Origin of the sequence: Roseivivax sp. GX 12232 (genome assembly GCF_021272185.1) — a bacterium.
Taxonomy (GTDB): domain Bacteria; phylum Pseudomonadota; class Alphaproteobacteria; order Rhodobacterales; family Rhodobacteraceae; genus Roseivivax.
Map to the genome: position 1 here is coordinate 1 of NZ_JAJSEC010000021.1, position 16,265 is coordinate 16,265.

Here is a 16,265-nt window from a genome sequence, read left to right on the forward strand (position 1 = left end):
GCCTTCGGCGCCCCGGACCCGCAAGGGGGCTCTGCCCCCTCTGCGGGCCTTTCGGCCCGCATTCACCCCCGAGGTATTTGGACAAGCTGAAGCCTGGAAGAGGGGCGGGTTTGTTGGGGTGCGCCTGGGTCGGGGGCTGTTTTTCGTGTTTTAGAGCTGGGTGGGCGCGATTTGCGCGTCCGGGCGCTCCAGGTCGTGGGGCGGGCCGGCTGCGCGGGTGTGGCAGGGCGGTCCGGTTGTGGCCCGTGCGATGTCTGGTGTCGCGGGTGCGGGCCGGATGCGGCGTGATGGCGAGGTCGACGGATAGCGCCACGCGCCATGCGTGGTGACGCGGGTGGGGCGACATGGCGGGGCCTACGAATGGCGCCACGCGCCATGCGTGGTGTCGCGAGGCCGCTGATTCCGGTTGCATCGTTCGGCCGCGCGGCGCGCAAAAGGTTTGGCGGCGCGCCGTGGTGCCGTCGACGTGACGCCGCAGCTAGGCGCTCAGATCCGCAGGAAGGGCTGGGCGAGGCGCGGCAGCAGATCCTTGAAGCGCAGGGGCGCGTCGGTCACGGCCAGGCAGATGCAATCCTCGGAAATATCGGCGACCGGCATGTGGTCGAGCTCGGCGCTGGCGACCTCGACGTCGCCGCGCGCGAAGGTGCCGTCGGCGTCGGCGAAGGCGCCCTGCAGCACCACCGTGATCTCGGTGCCGCGGTGGCCGTGGTCGGGCATGGCGGCGCCGGCGGGGATCGACAGGAGCCGCGCGGTGGCCCGCTTGTCCTGCATCGGCAGGATCGCCTGTTTCACGCCGCGCCCGGCGGCGCGCCAGGCCACCCGGTCGAGCCCGCCGCCCGTGTAGCGCGCGAGCGGCGCGGGCAACACCGGGTCGGGCGCGGTGGCGGGGCGCTCGGGCAGGTCGCGCGCGGGGGCGGCGCGCAGGGCGGCCAGCGTCTCCTGCAGGGCGCCGGGGGAAAGCGGCGCCTCCTCGGCGTCTTCCAGGAGCGCGCCGCCGACGTGGTCGTAGCTTTCCGCGCCGGCGCGGCAGTCGGGGCAGAGCGAGAGATGGGTCGCGACCGCAAGCTCGAAGGCCTCCGGCAGGGCGCCGGCGGAATAGGCCATGAGCAGGTCGTCGGGGAGGTGATGCGAGATCATCGTGTGGCCTCAGGAGAGGGCGTGGCGCAAGCGGTCGAGCGCCAGGCGGATGCGGGACTTGATGGTGCCGAGCGGCAGGCCGGTCTCATGCGCGATCTGGGAATGGGTGAGGTCGCCGAAATAGGCCTTCTCGATCAGCACGCGCTGTTTCTCGGGCAGAAGCTTCAGCGCCTCGCGCAGAGCCTCGCTGTCCTGTTTCAGCGCGATGACCTCGGCCTGGTCCGGTTCGGCCTCGGGGCCCCAGGGCAGATCCTCGGGTTCGGGACGGGCATGGCGGCGCAGAAGGTCGATGCGGCGGTTGCGCGCGATGGCGTAGATCCAGGTCGCGACGCTGGCGCGCCGGGGGTCGAATAGATGCGCCTTGCGCCAGACCGATTGCATCACGTCCTGGGCGACGTCCTCGGCATGGGCCGGAGTGAGCCCGGAGCGGATGAGAAAGGCCTTCAGGCGCGGGGCGAAATGCTGGAAGAGCGCCGCGAAGGAGCCCTCGCAGCGGTCGTCCCGCACCAGAAGCATCTCGGCAACCCAGTCCTGCCCGGTGGTCCGCGCCGGGGTGGGCGTGACGCGCGGGGCACTTGCGAGGATCGGTGCCACCGATGCCTCGACAGAGCTGCAGTCGTGATCCATGTAACCCGTCATGGTCTGGTTACGGTGGTCAGGTGCCACCGGATCACGCTGCCGTGCGATTTGGATCTTTTTCATCCGCCGGTCCGTGTCTCGCGTAACCGACAAAGTGACTGACAGGCGGAGAAGTTCCGACATGCCCTTCGAATCTCGCCCTTCCGGGCCCAAGCGCATCGCGGTGATCGGTGCGGGAATCTCGGGAATGGGGGCGGCTCATGCGCTCTGCGAGGCCCATGAGGTGACGCTGATCGAGGCCGAACCGCGCCTCGGCGGCCATGCCCGCACCAAGATCGCGGGGCGGAACGGCGACCAGCCCGTCGACACCGGCTTCATCGTCTTCAACTACGCCAACTACCCACAGTTGGCGCGGCTTTTCGCGGCGCTGGATGTGCCGGTGGTCAAGTCGAACATGAGCTTCGGGGCCTCGCTCTCGGGCGGGCGGCTGGAATACGGGCTGGCCTCGCTGGGGGCGCTGTTTGCGCAGCCGCGCAATGTCGCCAACCCGCGCTTCCTGCGCATGGTGCGCGACATCTTCCGCTTCAACGCGCGGGCGCTGGCCTCCTCGCGGGACCGCAGCCAGAGCCTGGGGGATTTCCTCGAGGCGCTGCGCACCGGGCCCTGGTTCCGGGATTATTACCTTTTGCCGCTCTCCGGCGCGATCTGGTCGACGCCGACCGAGAAGATCCTCGATTTTCCGGCCCATGCGCTGGTGAACTTCTTCGAGAACCACGCGCTTCTGAGCGCCACCGGCCAGCACCAGTGGTACACCGTCGCGGGCGGCTCGGTGGAATACGTCCGCCGGCTCGAGGCCTCGCTGCGCGCCAAGGGCGCCGAGATCCGCCTGGGCGCGCCGGTCGCGGGCGTGCGCCGCGACGCCGAGGGGGTGGAGATCCGCCACGAGGGCGGCGAGTGGCAGCGCTACGACGAGGTGGTCTTCGCCACCCATTCCGACGACACGCTGGCGCTTCTGTCGGATGCCTCGGCGCAGGAACAGGCGGCGCTGGGGGCGATCCGCTACCAGCCCAACCGCGTGGTCCTGCATGGCGACGAGGCCATCATGCCGCGCAGCCGCAAGGTCTGGTCCTCCTGGAACTATACCGAGGACAGCCAGCGCGCGATGAACACCATCGACCTGACCTACTGGATGAACTCGCTGCAGCCGATCCCCAAGGAGGATCCCTGTTTCGTCACCCTGAATTCGACCCGCAGCATCTGCGAGGAGCTGATCTGGGACGAGACGGTGCTGCGCCACCCGGTCTACGACCTCGAGGCGCTGGAGGCCCAGCAGCTGGTCGCGGCGATGAACGGCGAGAACCGCACCTGGTTCTGCGGCGCCTGGATGAAGAACGGCTTCCACGAGGACGGGCTGTCCTCGGCGCTCGAGGTGGCCGAGGCGCTGATGGGCCGCGCGGAGGCCAGCGCCGCGGCATGAGCCGGGTCGACCATATCGCGGGCCAGACCTGGCACGGCCGCAAAGGCGCGGTGAAGAACGCTTTCCGCTATGGCGTCGACTACCTGTGCCTGGACGCCGAGGCCGAGGTCACGGCACCGCGGCTCTTCTCGCGCAACCGGGCGAATCTCCTGTCGCTGCGGGACAGCGACCACGGCGGCCCGCCGGGGCAGGGGCGCGGCGCGGCCTGGGCGCGCGAGGTGCTGGCGGCGCATCAGATCCGCGCCGAGGGGCGGCTTCTGCTGCTCGCCCAGCCGCGGGTCATGGGCCATGTCTTCAACCCGGTGAGCTTCTGGCTCGCCCATGACGCGGAGGATCGGCTGATCGCGGTGATCGCCGAGGTGACCAATACCTTCGGGGACCGGCACAGCTACCTCGCGCATCGCGCCGACATGGCGGAGATCGCGCCGGAGGATCGGCTGCTGGCGACGAAGATCTTCCACGTCTCGCCCTTCCAGCCGATCTCGGGCGGCTACACCTTCCGCTTCGACATCAGGCCCGAGCGGCTGGGCATCTGGATCGACTTCTCCGCGGGTGGCGGAGAGGAGGGTGTGATCGCCACGCTGACCGGCGCGCGGCGGCCTTTGAGCACCGGATCGGCGCTGCGCGCGCTCCTGCGCCGGCCCTTCGGCTCGCGCCGGGTGCTGGCGCTGATCCACTGGCAGGCGCTGAAGCTCTGGTGGAAGGGCGCGCGCTACCGGGCGCGGCCCGAACCGCCCGTCGAAGAGGTCTCGCGGTGAGCGCCGCGGCGCCACAGAACCTCTGGGGTTACGCGGTCTTCGCCGGCACGCTCTCGGCGGCGGGGCTGCCGATCTACATTCACGCGCCGAAGTTCTACGCCGACAGCTACGCGGTGAGCCTTGGCGCGCTGGGCGGGATCCTCTTCGCGCTCCGGCTTCTGGACCTGGTGCAGGACCCGGGTTTCGGCTGGCTCTCGGCGCGGCTCGGGCGGGCGCGGGGGCTGGCCGTGGCGCTGGCGGCGCTGGTCATGGGCGCGGGCATGGTCGGGCTTTTCGCCGTGGCCCCGCCGATCGCCCCGGCGGTCTGGTTCGCGCTGACCCTGACCATGGTCTTCTCGGCCTTCTCCTTCCTGACCATCACCTTCTACGCCCGCGGCGTCGCCAAGGCGGGCACGCTGGGCGACCAGGGGCACCTGAAGCTCGCCCGCTGGCGCGAGACCGGCGGGCTTCTGGGGATTTGCCTCGCGGCGGTCCTGCCCACCGCCTTCGCCGCGCTGGAACTGCCGGATTTCGCCACCTTCAGCCTGGGCTTCGCGGCTTTCTGCGGGGTCGCGGTCCTCTTGATGCGGCGGGAATGGCAGGGCGGCATCGCCGAGCCGGGGCAGGGCTTCGGCCCGGTGCTGGGCGACCGGGTGGCGCGGCGGCTCCTGATCGTGGCGCTGGCCAATGCCGCGCCGGTGGCGGTGACCTCGACGCTGTTTTTGTTCTTCGTGGAGGCGCGGCTCGGCGCGGCGGGCTGGGAAGGGCCCTTGCTTCTGTTGTTCTTCCTGGCCGCCGCGGCGGCGGCGCCGCTCTGGTCACGGCTGGCCGAGCGCATCGGCGGCAAGCGGGCGCTCATGGCGGCCATGGTCGCGGCGATCCTGGCCTTCTCCTTCGCGCTGACGCTGGGACAGGGCGACCTCTGGGCCTTCGCGCTGATCTGCCTGGCCTCGGGCGCCACCCTCGGGGCCGACCTGACGCTCCTGCCGGCGATCTTCGCCGCCCGGATGGAGCGCATCGCCCCGCAGGGCAGCGAGGGCTTCTCGCTCTGGTCCTTCGCCCAGAAGTTTACCCTGGCCTTCGCGGCGGTGGCGCTCCTGCCTGCGCTGGAAAGCGCCGGCTTCCGTTCGGGCAGCGAAAATTCCGACGCGGCGCTCTGGACCCTGAGCCTGCTCTACGCGTTGGTGCCATGCCTTCTGAAACTTGTCGCGCTCACGCTGTTGTGGGCCACCAATCTGGAAGATTGAGCGCGTGACTGTGTTGTCCTTTTTCCTCGGAGCGCTGGCCGCGCTCGCCGTTGTCTGGATCGTGCGCTGGAAGCTCGGCTTCCGCGGACAGACCCCCGAACATTACCGCGATGACACGCCGGTCTTCGACCTGCGCCGGCATCTCAACGGAAAGATGTCCTGCGACGGGGTGGTCTACGGGCCGCTCGGCCGCGTGGTCTCGCGCTTCTCGGCGGATTTCGAGACCAGCTGGGACGCCCGGAGCGGCGTCATGCGTGAGGTCTTCCGCTACGACAGCGGCGAGATGCAGACCCGCGCCTGGTTCCTCGAACTGGCCGAGGACGGCGGGATCACGGCCACCGCCGACGACGTGATCGGCACCGGGCAGGGCTGGCAGTCCGGGCCGACGGTGCAGCTTTCCTACCGGATGAAGCTCGACGAGGACGCCGGGGGGCATGTGCTCGACGTGGTGGACTGGATGTATCTGACCCCCGACGGAACGATCATGAATCGCAGCCAGTTCAGGAAATACGGCATCAAGGTCGCGGAGCTGATCGCGACGATGCGACCAAAGGAGACAGCGTGATGGAATGGACCGGCAAGAGATACTGGATCGTGGGCGCGAGCGCGGGGCTGGGGGCGGCCATCGCCGAACAGCTCAGCCGCGTCGGCACCGAGCTGGTCCTCTCGGCCCGGAGCCCCGAGGCGCTGGGTGAGCTGGCCACGCGGCTCGACAGCCGGGTCGAGATCGTGCCCATGGATGTCACCGACGAGGCCTCCTGCGCCGAGGCTGCCGCCAAGGTCGGCGATGTCGACGGGGTGATCTTCTGCGCCGGGGTCTACTGGCCTTTCGGTGCGAACGAATGGGACGGCGAGAAGGCGGTGAAGATGGCCGAGGTGAACTACCTCGGCGCCATGCGCTTCCTGGGCCATGTCGTGCCGCGGATGATCGAGCGGGACCACGGCCACGTGGTGCTGGTGGGCTCGCTCACGGGCTACCGCGGGCTGCCGGGCTCTTTCGCCTATACCTCCTCCAAGGCGGGGGTGATGTCGCTGGCCGAATGCCTGCACGCCGATCTGCACCGCACCAACGTGCATGTGCAGCTCGCGAGCCCCGGCTTCATCCGCACCCGGCTGACCGAGAAGAACGACTTCAAGATGCCGCAGATCATGGCCCCCGAAGAGGCCGCCCGCATTGTCTTCGAGCACATGAATTCCGACGGTTTCTCGCGCGCCTTCCCGAACCCCTTCTCCTGGGTCTTCAAGCTCGGGATGCTGCTGCCCGACGGGCTTTATTACCGGCTTTTCGCCTGAGGGGTGACGCCTGAGGCCCGCGCCTCAGCGCAGCGCCCGCCCCTTGAGGATCGCATCCGGCCCGAAGCGGTCGCGGATGCGGTCCGTTGCGCGTTCGGCGGCGCTGCGTTTCGCGGCGTCGGGGTCCAGAAGGTCCGGCGTCCGGTCCGCCACCGCCGCGCTGCAGAGGTCCGAGAGCCCGACGCCCAAAAGCCGGTAAGGCCCCTTGCCCTCCACCTGGTCAAACAGCGCCCGGGCCTCGCGGTAGATCCGGTCGGCGATCTGGGTCGCGTCGCGCAGCGCGTGGCGGCGCGAGATCAGCGCGAAATTCGCCCGCTTCAGCTTCAGCACCACGACCCGGCCCGCGAGGTCCTTGGCCTTGGCGCGGTCGGCGACCTTCTCGGCCATGCGCCAGAGGTGTCCATCGAGGATATCCGGGTCGCCGGTGTCCTCGTGGAAGGTGGTCTCGTTCGAGATCGACTTCACCGGGGTCCGGGCCGAGATCCGCCGCGCGTCCTCGCCGCGCGCCAGGTGGTAGAGCCGCGCGCCCATCGAGCCGAAGCGCGCCGTCAGGTCGCGTTCGTCCCAGCGCAGAAGGTCGTCGAAGCTGCGGATGCCCGCCCGGTCGAGCGCCTCCTGCGTCGCCGCGCCGACGCCCCAGATCAGCCGCACCGGCTTGTCGCGCAGGAACTCCCGGGTCTCGCCCTTGCCGATCACCGCGAAGCCGAAGGGCTTGTCGAGATCCGAGGCGACCTTGGCCAGGAACTTGTTGTGGCTGAGCCCGATCGAGCCGGTGATGCCCAGCTCGTCGCGCATGCGCTTGACCAGCCCGGCGAGCATCACCGCCGGCGGCGCGCCGTGCAGCCGGGCGGTGCCGGTGAGGTCCAGGAAAGCCTCGTCGAGCGACAGCGGCTCGACCGAGGGCGTCAGCGCCTCCATCATGTCGCGCACCGCGCGGCTGATCTCGGCGTAAAGGCTCATGCGCGGCTTGATCACCACCGCGTCGGGGCAGAGCTCCAGCGCCTTGAACATCGGCATGGCCGAGCGCACGCCCTTGATCCGCGCCACGTAGCAGGCGGTCGAGACCACGCCGCGCCGCCCGCCGCCGATGATCACCGGCTTGTCGGCGAGCTCGGGATTGTCGCGTTTCTCGACCGAGGCATAGAAGGCGTCGCAATCCATATGCGCGATGGAGAGATCCCAGAGCTCGTCGTGCCGCGCCACGCGGCGCGACCGGCAGGCCGGGCAGCGGGGGCCCAGCTCGAACTGGGTCAGGCAATCGCGGCAGAGGGCGGGCATCGTCTCAGGGGTCACACTGGGGCTTGGCACATGATGCGCCCCTGCGCGGGGCGCCGCAATGGGGCGTCCCGGCGCGGGGCTTCTGTCAGCGCCTAGGCGCGTGTCTGGTCGTCTGGAGGTAAGGGGTGCCGGAGCCGAGGGGAAGGGTTCGGCTCCGGCACGGTGGAGGTCGAGGGACAGGGGAAGACCTCCTGGGGAACATGGGCCGAACGACCGGTTCCTGCCGTGGGTTCCGCCCCTGTCGAAAAAAAATCTTGCGCCGGGCGCGCGGGCCGCAAAACCGGGCGTCAGCCCAGGTCGCGCAGGATCGCCTCGGCGGCCTTGCGGGGGTCCGGCGACTGCCAGATCGGCCGGCCGACGACGATGTGATCGGCGCCGTCCGACACCGCCTGGCCCGGCGTGGCGATGCGCTTCTGGTCGCCGCTCGCGGAGCCGGCGGGGCGCACCCCCGGGGTCACGATCAGACGGCCCGCCGCGGCGCCCAGCCCGCGGATTCGCGCAGCCTCCTGCGGCGAGGCGATGACCCCGTCGGCCCCGGCCTCGAGCGCCCGGCCCGCGCGTTCCTCGACCAGGTCGGCCACCGCGCCCTCGCGGATCATGCAATCGTCGAGGTCGCCGCGGTCGAGCGAAGTCAGGATGGTCACGGCGAGGATCTTGGTCTTGGTGCCCGCGGCGCCCTCCATCGCGGCACGCACCACATGCGGATCGCCATGCACGGTCAGGAAGTCGATTTCGAACTGCGCCAGGCCCCGCACCGCGTTCTCCACCGTCTGGCCGATGTCGAAGAGCTTCATGTCGAGGAAGATCCGCTTGCCGTGCTCGGTCTTCAGCTCGTTGGCCAGCGCCAGCCCGCCGCCGGTCAGCATGCCCAGGCCCACCTTGTAGAAGCCCACCGCATCGCCCAGCGTCTCGGCGAGTTTCAGGCCGGACAGCGCGTCGGGCACGTCCAGGGCGACAATCAGACGGTCATCTTGCATCTCGGTCTCCGCGGCTATTTGCGTCGCGATAAAGGGGAACGGGAACGGAATCCACCCGGCATCGTTCCCTCATCAGGAAAGAACCATATCTGACATGGGAGCCTGAGGATGTCTGACGACAAGTCTGCCGGAACGACCGAGTCCAACCCCGCCGAGACCAAGCCCAAGGGCGACGCCGCGAAACAGCCCCGCAGCGTGCTGCCGATCGTGGTCGGCGCGGGCTCCGTGGTGGCGCTCGGCATCGCGCTGACCGTGAGCATGAGCGAACGCGGCAGCGAGGAAAGCGCCTCGGCCCAGGCTGAAGCCAGCGCCCCGGCGGACGAGGGCTCGGGCGAGGGGTCCGGTGAGGAAAGCGGCTCGGGCGGCGAAGGCGACGCCGCGGGCGGCGAGACCGAGAGCGCAGACGCCTCGGGTGAGGGTTCCGGTGAGGAAAGCGCGGACGCCTCGGGCGAGGGCTCGGGCGAAGAGAGCGCGGACGCCTCGGGCGAGGGCTCGGGTGAAGAGAGCGCGGACGCCTCGGGCGAAGGTTCCGGTGAAGAGAGCGCTGACGCGTCGGGCGAAGGCTCGGGTGAAGAGAGCGCGGACGCGTCGGGCGAAGGTTCCGGTGAAGAGAGCGCAGACGCATCGGGTGAAGGCTCGGGCGAAGAAGGCGGCGACGCCTCGGGTGAGCAGAGCGCGGACGCCTCGGGCGACGCCAGCGCCGAAGGCGAAAGCGATGCCTCCGGCAAAGCCGCCTCGGGTGACGCAGCCGCCGCTTCGGGCGAAGGCTCCGAGACCTCCGGCGAGAGCTCCGAGGCCTCGGCTGACAGCGAGGGCTCCGAATCCTCCGGCGAGAGCGCCTCGGGCGACGCCGCAGACAGCGCAGCCTCGGACGAAAACTCCGAAGGCGAGAGCGCCGAGGCCTCCGGCGAGAGCAGCGACGGCCAAAGCACCGACGCCGCGGCCAGCGGTTCGGAGACCGAGAGCGCGGACGGTGGGGACGCGGCCTCGGGCGACGGCTCGGGCGAAGCCAGCGCGGATGCCTCCAGCGAGGGCAGCGAGACCGCGAGCGCTGATGCTTCGGGCGACACCTCCGGCTCCGAGAGCGCGGACAGCAGCGCAGAGACCGCCAGCGCGGACAGCGCCGAAGGCACCGAGACCGCAAGCGCCGAAGGCGCCACCGAAAGCGGCGGCGAGGCTTCGGGTGACAGTGCCTCCAGCGAAGGCGAAACCTCTGGTGACGAGACTCAGAGCGCCGATGCCAGCGGTTCGGAAGGCTCGACCGAAAGCGCGTCGGGCGACGGCGAGACCTCGGGCGAAGAGACCCAGAGCGCCGATGCAAGCGGTTCGGAAGGCGCGACCGAAAGCGCATCCAGCGAGGGCGAGACCTCGGGCGAAGAGACCCAGAGCGCCGATGCCAGCGGTTCGGAAGGTTCGACCGAGAGCGCGTCCAGCGACGGCGAGACCTCGGGCGAAGACAGCCAGACCGCCGACGCCAGCGGCTCGGAGGGTTCGACCGAGAGCGCATCCGGCGACGGCGAGACCTCGGGTGAAGAGACCCAGAGCGCCGATGCCAGCGGTTCGGAAAACTCGACCGAGAGCGCATCCAGCGACGGCGAGACCTCGGGCGAAGACACCCAGACCGCCGACGCAAGCGGCTCGGACAGCTCGACCGAGAGCGCACCGGCTGACGGCGAGACCTCGGGCAGCGAGGGCGACACCTCGGGCGACACCGAAGGCAGCTCGGGCGAAGACACCGCCAGCGCCTCGGATGCGGCCACGCTGACCGACGAGGAGCTCGAAGCCCTGACCACCACCGCCACCGAAGCCGCGCGCGCGGCGCGGGCGGCGCAGGCGGCGGCCGAGGAGGCGCGCGCCAGCGCCGAGCAGATCCAGGCGGCGGCCCAGGAAGCGGCCGAGGCGGCCGAGGCGGCGGCGGATGCCGCGGCGCAGGCTTTCGAGCGGCTGCGCCAGGCGACCGAGGCCATGGGCGCCAGCGAGGACTGACCCGCTGGCCCACCGGCCGTAGCCGGGCCTGACCCAAAGCTGAGGGCGTCCCGCCACGGGGCGCCCTTTTTCGTCTGTTGCATTCTTGCACCAACGCGCCCTCTGCCCCATCTATGATCCGAGGCCCCGGCCCGGATGTGCCGCCGAGCGGGCATCGCGATCACGCGGGGCGCTTGCAGAAGGAGAGACAGGATGAACTTGCAGAAGTTCACCGAGCGCGCCCAGGGATTCATCCAGGCGGCTCAGACCATTGCGATGCGGGAAAGCCACCAGCGCATCGCCCCAGAACACCTCTTGAAGGCGCTTCTGGACGACGACCAGGGACTGGCGTCGAACCTCATCTCGCGCGCCGGCGGCGCGCCCGAGCGGGTGCGCCAGGCGCTCGACCTGTCGCTGGGCAAACTGCCCAAGGTGACCGGCGACGGCAGCCAGACCTATCTCGACGCCGCCACCGGGCGGGTCCTGGCCGAGGCCGAGAAACTGGCCACCAAGGCCGGCGACAGCTTCGTCCCGGTCGAGCGCATCCTGACGGCGCTGGCCATGGTGAAGAGCCCGGCGAAACAGGCGCTCGAGGCGGGCGCGGTCAGCGCCCAGAAGCTCAACGGCGCGATCAACGAGATCCGCAAGGGCCGCACCGCCGACAGCGCCACCGCCGAGGACGGCTACGAGGCGCTGAAGAAATACGCGCTGGACCTCACCGAACGCGCCGAACAGGGCAAGATCGACCCGATCATCGGCCGCGACGAGGAGATCCGCCGCGCCATGCAGGTGCTGTCGCGCCGCACCAAGAACAACCCGGTGCTGATCGGCGAGCCCGGCGTCGGCAAGACCGCCATCGCCGAGGGGCTGGCGCTGCGCATCGTCGACGGCGATGTGCCGGAATCGCTGCGCAACAAGCGGCTGATGGCGCTCGACATGGGCGCGCTCATCGCGGGCGCGAAATACCGCGGCGAGTTCGAAGAACGGCTGAAGTCGATCCTGAAGGAGATCGAGGCCGCCGCGGGCGAGATCATCCTCTTCATCGACGAGATGCACACCCTGGTCGGCGCGGGCAAATCCGACGGCGCCATGGATGCCTCGAACCTCTTGAAGCCCGCGCTTGCGCGAGGCGAGCTGCACTGCGTCGGCGCCACCACGCTCGATGAATACCGCAAGCACGTCGAGAAGGACGCGGCCCTGGCGCGGCGGTTCCAGCCGCTCATGGTCTCCGAGCCGACGGTCGAGGACACGGTCTCGATCCTGCGCGGCATCAAGGAGAAATACGAGCTGCACCACGGCGTGCGGATCTCGGATTCGGCGCTGGTTGCGGCCTCGCAGCTCTCGCATCGCTACATCACCGACCGCTTCCTGCCCGACAAGGCGATCGACCTCGTCGACGAGGCCGCCTCGCGGCTGCGCATGGCGGTGGATTCGAAACCCGAGGAGCTCGATGCGCTCGACCGGCAGATCCTGCAGCTGCAGATCGAACAGGAGGCGCTGCGCAAGGAAGACGACGCAGCCTCCAAGGACCGGCTGGCCAAGCTCGAGCGCGACCTCGGCGACCTTCAGGAGCGCGCCTCGGAGATGACCGCCAAGTGGCAGTCCGAGCGCGACAAGCTGAACCGCGCGCGCGGCCTGAAGGAGCAGCTCGACAAGGCCCGCGCCGACCTCGAGATCGCCAAGCGCAACAGCGACCTGGCCCGCGCGGGCGAGCTGTCCTACGGGGTGATCCCGCAGCTCGAGAAGGAGCTGGACGAGGCCGAGAGCGCCGACGAGGACGTCATGGTCGAAGAGGCCGTGCGCCCCGAGCAGATCGCCCAGGTGGTCGAACGCTGGACCGGCATCCCGACCTCGAAGATGCTCGAGGGCGAGCGCGAGAAGCTCCTGCGCATGGAGGACGGGCTGCACCGCCGCGTCATCGGCCAGGACCAGGCGGTCCGGGCGGTCTCCAACGCCGTGCGCCGGGCGCGCGCGGGTCTGAACGACGAGAACCGGCCGCTCGGCTCCTTCCTGTTCCTCGGGCCCACCGGCGTCGGCAAGACCGAGCTGACCAAGGCGGTCGCGGAGTTCCTCTTCGACGACGACGGCGCCATGGTCCGCATCGACATGTCGGAATTCATGGAGAAACACGCCGTCGCCCGGCTGATCGGCGCGCCTCCGGGCTATGTCGGTTACGACGAGGGCGGCGTGCTGACCGAGGCGGTGCGGCGCAAGCCCTACCAGGTCGTGCTCTTCGACGAGGTCGAGAAGGCGCATCCGGATGTCTTCAACGTGCTCCTGCAGGTGCTGGACGACGGCGTGCTGACCGACGGTCAGGGCCGCACGGTGGACTTCAAGCAGACGCTGATCGTGCTGACCTCGAACCTCGGCAGCCAGGCGCTGAGCCAGCTGCCCGAGGGCGCCGACAGCGCCCGGGCGAAACACGACGTGATGGACGCGGTCCGGGCGCATTTCCGGCCCGAGTTCCTGAACCGGCTCGACGAGACGATCATCTTCGACCGGCTCAAGCGCGAGGACATGGGTGGAATCGTGGAGATCCAGATCGCCCGCCTGGTCAAGCGGCTCGCCAGCCGCAAGGTCGCGCTGGAACTCGACGAGAGCGCCAAGGCCTGGCTCGCCGACGAGGGCTACGACCCGGTCTTCGGGGCGCGCCCGCTGAAGCGGGTGATCCAGCGCGCGCTGCAGGATCCGCTGGCCGAAATGCTGCTGGCCGGAGAGATCAGCGACGGCACCACGGTGCCGGTCAGCGCCGGCAGCGACGGGCTGGTGATCGGCGACAAGGTCGCCGCCTCGCACCGGCCGCGCCCGGATGACGCGGTCGTTCACTAAGGCATACACAACCTGAGATTGCTCCACCCGCCGGTTCCGCCGGCGGGTGCGCTATTCTTGCGCCAATTGTGGCGAAATTCCGGCGCAATACGCGAGTTTACGATGAAATTCTGCAACTTATGGTATTCTACGCCTGGCCGACTCGGCTGATACCTATTTTCCACATGCGCGCCGCAGGGGGGCGACATGGCCAAGAGAATTTTCCGGTGTGCCTATTGCGATCATCGGCTGCGCTTCGGCTCGTCCGAATGCAGCGTCTGTGGGCAGGGAACGCCCGTTCTGAACCGTCGGGGCCTCTGGGTCAGCACTTTTGCCGTGCTGGTCTTGGGCGCCGTCATGGTGGTGCTTGCAGGTCTCTGAGGTGATCCGACCTGCGGGACGGCTCGTCCTGCCCGCATCTGTCTGAGCTAACGCCCGCACCGGTTCCACCGGTGCGGCGTGCCCACCCGCGCGCCCGATCCCACCCGTTTCGTTTCAACCCGGCCACGGCAACGTGAGACAGGCTTGCTTTGCGCATCGCGCCGCGCTGGCTACCTTCCCTCAAGGCAGATCAAGGGGAGCGCCATGGCCGGCAGATGGACCAATACTCTCACCCGGGCGGATGTGACGCCCGAGCGGCTCTATCTCAACCGCCGCCAGATCATCGCGGGCCTCGCCGCGGGCGCGGCCTTCGGAGGCGGCACGCAGGCTCGCGCCCAGGAGGCGCTCGAGCCCAATTCCTGGGAAGAGATCACCAGCTACAACAACTACTACGAGTTCGGCACCGGCAAGGATGACCCCGCCCGGCTCGCCGGGCAGCTCACCACCGAGCCCTGGTCGATCGAGATCGACGGCCTGGTCGAGCGCCCCGGGACCTACGCGCTTTCCGACATCCTGCCCCAGATGACCCTCGAGGAGCGCATCTACCGCTTCCGCTGCGTCGAGGCCTGGTCGATGGTCGTGCCCTGGCAGGGCTTCGAGCTGGCCGACCTCCTGGACCTCGCGGGCGTGGCGCCCGAGGCCAGTCATGTCGCCTTCGAGACGCTCCTGCGTCCCGAGGAGATGCCCGGCGTCGCCCGCCCGGTGCTCGACTGGCCCTACGTCGAGGGGCTGCGCCTCGACGAGGCCCGCCACCCCCTGACGCTCATGGCGACCGGCATCTACAACCGGCCGATCCCGAACCAGAACGGCGCGCCGATCCGCCTGGTGGTGCCGTGGAAATACGGCTTCAAGTCGATCAAGAGCGTCGTCCGCATCACCCTCACCGACAGCGAGCCGCCGACCAGCTGGAACAAGGCCAACGCCCGCGAATACGGCTTCTATTCCAACGTGAACCCAGAGGTGGACCATCCGCGCTGGTCGCAGGCCACCGAACGCGAGATCGGCGGCGGGCTCTTCTCCAAGCGCAAGCCCACGCTGATGTTCAACGGCTACGAAGAAGAGGTCGCCAGCCTCTACGCCGGCATGGACCTGACGGAGAACTTCTGATGGCGCTGCTGCGCCGCCTGCCGGTCTGGGTGGTCTACCTGCTGGGCGCGCTGCCCGCGCCTTATCTCTTCTACCTCGGGCTGACCGGCGGTCTCGGGGTCGAGCCGATCGAGGCGCTGGAGCATGAATACGGGCTCATTGCGCTGCAGTGCCTGATCGCGGGGCTCGCGATCACGCCGCTGCGGCGGCACCTCGGGGTGAACCTCCTGAAATTCCGCCGGGCGCTGGGGCTCCTGGCCTTCCTCTACCTGGTGCTGCATCTCGCCGTCTGGGCGGTTCTCGACGTGCAGATGCTCTCGGCGGTCTGGGCCGACATCCTGAAGCGGCCCTATATCACCGTGGGCATGGCGGGTTTCCTGCTGCTCCTGCCCTTGGCCCTGACCTCCAACAACCTCTCGGTGCGCCGGCTAGGGCCGCGCTGGCGCCGGCTGCACCGGCTGGTCTATCCGGCCGTGCTTCTGGGCGCGCTGCACTTCGTCATGCTGCGCAAGGGGCTGCAGATCGAGCCGCTTCTCTACTTCGCCGCGGTGGCGGGTCTGCTGGCCCTCCGTATTCCCGTGCGCGCGGGCGCGCGCGAGGGCCGCCGGGGCCGGGCCCCTCAGTCGTAGTAGATGTCGTTGTCCTCAAGGTAGAGGTTCGAGGCGTCGCAGATGTCGATGGCGATCGGGTCGTCGAGCACCTCGCTGCCGTTCTCGCCCAGCCAGCCCACGGTGATCAGCTGGTCGCAGGGGCCCTCGTCGGCGTAGAACTCCGCTTCGGCCCAGTCGCCGGGCATGATCGCATCCGCCGACAGCCAGTTCTCGCTCCAGCCGTCGCCCTCGTTGGTGTAGAAGCTGACGACCACATTGCCGTCGGTGTTGTTGTAGATGGTGAAATAGCCCTCGGCCCCGGTGCCCTCGGCGCCCGCGGGCCCGGCTAGCGCCAAAAGCGCCGCCGCTTGGCAGATGATCCCTCGCATGATCCCCCTCCCCAAGGTGATGAACCCCCAGTGAACGCCGGAATCGGCCCGGCCACCAAGCGGAATCGCCGGCGCCCCGGTCTCCGGGAGGGGTAAGGGCGACTCGCTGAGGGGCGATTCCGGGGGGAATCTGCGGGGAGTCAGAGGGATTTTGCCCGAGTCTCCGCCCTCGCGCGCCAGACCCGCTCGCGAGAGTCGCGCGGGCCCGTCCCAAAGGGGTAATTTGATTGCGTCCCGCCGCGACGTCGCAGCAAGGATAAATCCCCAAGCCCCTGAAAACGTGAAAAATTCGGGCGATGTCACGGAATCTTAGCTTTTCCC

At 69.4% G+C, this 16,265-nt stretch carries 15 protein-coding genes; 10 read left to right on the forward strand and 5 right to left on the reverse strand.

Features of this window, described 5'->3' with window-relative positions; all coding sequences use genetic code 11:
• Positions 1-486: 486 nt before the first annotated feature.
• Positions 487-1,137, reverse strand: coding sequence for a ChrR family anti-sigma-E factor (locus LR948_RS18580; RefSeq protein WP_232755638.1), 651 nt, complete (start codon positions 1,135-1,137; stop codon positions 487-489).
• 9 nt (positions 1,138-1,146) lie between these two features.
• Positions 1,147-1,653, reverse strand: coding sequence for a sigma-70 family RNA polymerase sigma factor (locus tag LR948_RS18585; protein WP_232755657.1), 507 nt, complete (start codon positions 1,651-1,653; stop codon positions 1,147-1,149).
• A 244-nt stretch (positions 1,654-1,897) separates the two neighbouring features.
• Between LR948_RS18585 and LR948_RS18590 the strand changes: the two genes are divergently transcribed.
• The 5 genes from LR948_RS18590 to LR948_RS18610 are packed head-to-tail and all read left to right on the forward strand — an operon-like array spanning position 1,898 to position 6,470.
• Complete coding sequence (locus LR948_RS18590) at positions 1,898-3,193, forward strand: NAD(P)/FAD-dependent oxidoreductase (protein WP_232755640.1); 1,296 nt, start codon at positions 1,898-1,900, stop codon at positions 3,191-3,193.
• Positions 3,190-3,951, forward strand: a complete 762-nt coding sequence (locus LR948_RS18595) for a DUF1365 domain-containing protein (protein WP_232755642.1) — start codon at positions 3,190-3,192, stop codon at positions 3,949-3,951. The genes LR948_RS18590 and LR948_RS18595 overlap by 4 nt, the downstream gene beginning before the upstream one ends.
• Positions 3,948-5,177, forward strand: a complete 1,230-nt coding sequence (locus LR948_RS18600; RefSeq protein WP_232755644.1) for an MFS transporter — start codon at positions 3,948-3,950, stop codon at positions 5,175-5,177. The genes LR948_RS18595 and LR948_RS18600 overlap by 4 nt, the downstream gene beginning before the upstream one ends.
• Before the next feature lie 4 nt (positions 5,178-5,181).
• On the forward strand, positions 5,182-5,742 hold the full coding sequence (locus LR948_RS18605; protein WP_370635013.1) for a DUF3833 family protein: 561 nt from the start codon (positions 5,182-5,184) through the stop codon (positions 5,740-5,742).
• Positions 5,739-6,470, forward strand: coding sequence for an SDR family NAD(P)-dependent oxidoreductase (locus tag LR948_RS18610; RefSeq protein ID WP_232755646.1), 732 nt, complete (start codon positions 5,739-5,741; stop codon positions 6,468-6,470). Before LR948_RS18605 ends, LR948_RS18610 begins: the two co-directional genes overlap by 4 nt.
• 24 nt (positions 6,471-6,494) lie before the next feature.
• Here the strand turns inward: LR948_RS18610 and LR948_RS18615 are convergent, their stop codons facing one another.
• On the reverse strand, positions 6,495-7,748 hold the full coding sequence (locus LR948_RS18615) for a DNA polymerase IV (protein WP_232755660.1): 1,254 nt from the start codon (positions 7,746-7,748) through the stop codon (positions 6,495-6,497).
• Positions 7,749-8,035: 287 nt separating this feature from the next.
• Positions 8,036-8,725, reverse strand: a complete 690-nt coding sequence (pyrF, locus tag LR948_RS18620) for an orotidine-5'-phosphate decarboxylase (protein WP_232755648.1) — start codon at positions 8,723-8,725, stop codon at positions 8,036-8,038.
• A 108-nt stretch (positions 8,726-8,833) separates the two neighbouring features.
• Here pyrF and LR948_RS18625 point away from each other — a divergent pair, with 108 nt between their 5' ends.
• The 5 genes from LR948_RS18625 (at position 8,834) to msrQ (ending at position 15,594) form a co-directional block, all read left to right on the forward strand.
• Positions 8,834-10,711 carry a hypothetical protein gene (locus LR948_RS18625; RefSeq protein ID WP_232755649.1) on the forward strand — a complete coding sequence of 626 codons (1,878 nt, stop codon included), beginning with the start codon at positions 8,834-8,836 and terminating at the stop codon, positions 10,709-10,711.
• Between the two features lie 192 nt (positions 10,712-10,903).
• The gene (gene clpB, locus LR948_RS18630) at positions 10,904-13,519 is read left to right on the forward strand and encodes an ATP-dependent chaperone ClpB (RefSeq protein WP_232755651.1); all 2,616 of its coding nucleotides are present in this window, start codon (positions 10,904-10,906) and stop codon (positions 13,517-13,519) included.
• A gap of 186 nt (positions 13,520-13,705) precedes the next feature.
• Complete coding sequence (locus LR948_RS18635) at positions 13,706-13,879, forward strand: hypothetical protein (protein WP_232755652.1); 174 nt, start codon at positions 13,706-13,708, stop codon at positions 13,877-13,879.
• A 204-nt stretch (positions 13,880-14,083) separates the two neighbouring features.
• Entirely contained in the window at positions 14,084-14,986 is a 903-nt protein-coding gene (gene msrP, locus LR948_RS18640) for a protein-methionine-sulfoxide reductase catalytic subunit MsrP (protein WP_232755654.1), read from the forward strand.
• On the forward strand, positions 14,986-15,594 hold the full coding sequence (gene msrQ / locus LR948_RS18645; protein ID WP_232755655.1) for a protein-methionine-sulfoxide reductase heme-binding subunit MsrQ: 609 nt from the start codon (positions 14,986-14,988) through the stop codon (positions 15,592-15,594). The genes msrP and msrQ overlap by 1 nt, the downstream gene beginning before the upstream one ends.
• Here msrQ and LR948_RS18650 read toward each other — a convergent pair.
• Positions 15,585-15,944: a hypothetical protein gene (locus LR948_RS18650; RefSeq protein ID WP_232755656.1), complete on the reverse strand. Its 360-nt coding sequence runs from the start codon at positions 15,942-15,944 to the stop codon at positions 15,585-15,587. The genes msrQ and LR948_RS18650 overlap by 10 nt on opposite strands.
• Positions 15,945-16,265 lie beyond the last annotated feature (321 nt).

Coding starts and splice junctions, on each gene's coding strand:
- LR948_RS18580 (WP_232755638.1), bottom strand. CDS start 1,137: ATGATCTCGCATCACCTCCCCGACGACCTGCTCATGGCCTATTCCGCC.
- LR948_RS18585 (WP_232755657.1), bottom strand. CDS start 1,653: ATGCTTCTGGTGCGGGACGACCGCTGCGAGGGCTCCTTCGCGGCGCTC.
- LR948_RS18590 (WP_232755640.1), top strand. CDS start 1,898: ATGCCCTTCGAATCTCGCCCTTCCGGGCCCAAGCGCATCGCGGTGATC.
- LR948_RS18595 (WP_232755642.1), top strand. CDS start 3,190: ATGAGCCGGGTCGACCATATCGCGGGCCAGACCTGGCACGGCCGCAAA.
- LR948_RS18615 (WP_232755660.1), bottom strand. CDS start 7,748: ATGCCCGCCCTCTGCCGCGATTGCCTGACCCAGTTCGAGCTGGGCCCC.
- pyrF (WP_232755648.1), bottom strand. CDS start 8,725: ATGCAAGATGACCGTCTGATTGTCGCCCTGGACGTGCCCGACGCGCTG.
- LR948_RS18625 (WP_232755649.1), top strand. CDS start 8,834: ATGTCTGACGACAAGTCTGCCGGAACGACCGAGTCCAACCCCGCCGAG.
- clpB (WP_232755651.1), top strand. CDS start 10,904: ATGAACTTGCAGAAGTTCACCGAGCGCGCCCAGGGATTCATCCAGGCG.
- LR948_RS18635 (WP_232755652.1), top strand. CDS start 13,706: ATGGCCAAGAGAATTTTCCGGTGTGCCTATTGCGATCATCGGCTGCGC.
- msrP (WP_232755654.1), top strand. CDS start 14,084: ATGGCCGGCAGATGGACCAATACTCTCACCCGGGCGGATGTGACGCCC.
- msrQ (WP_232755655.1), top strand. CDS start 14,986: ATGGCGCTGCTGCGCCGCCTGCCGGTCTGGGTGGTCTACCTGCTGGGC.
- LR948_RS18650 (WP_232755656.1), bottom strand. CDS start 15,944: ATGCGAGGGATCATCTGCCAAGCGGCGGCGCTTTTGGCGCTAGCCGGG.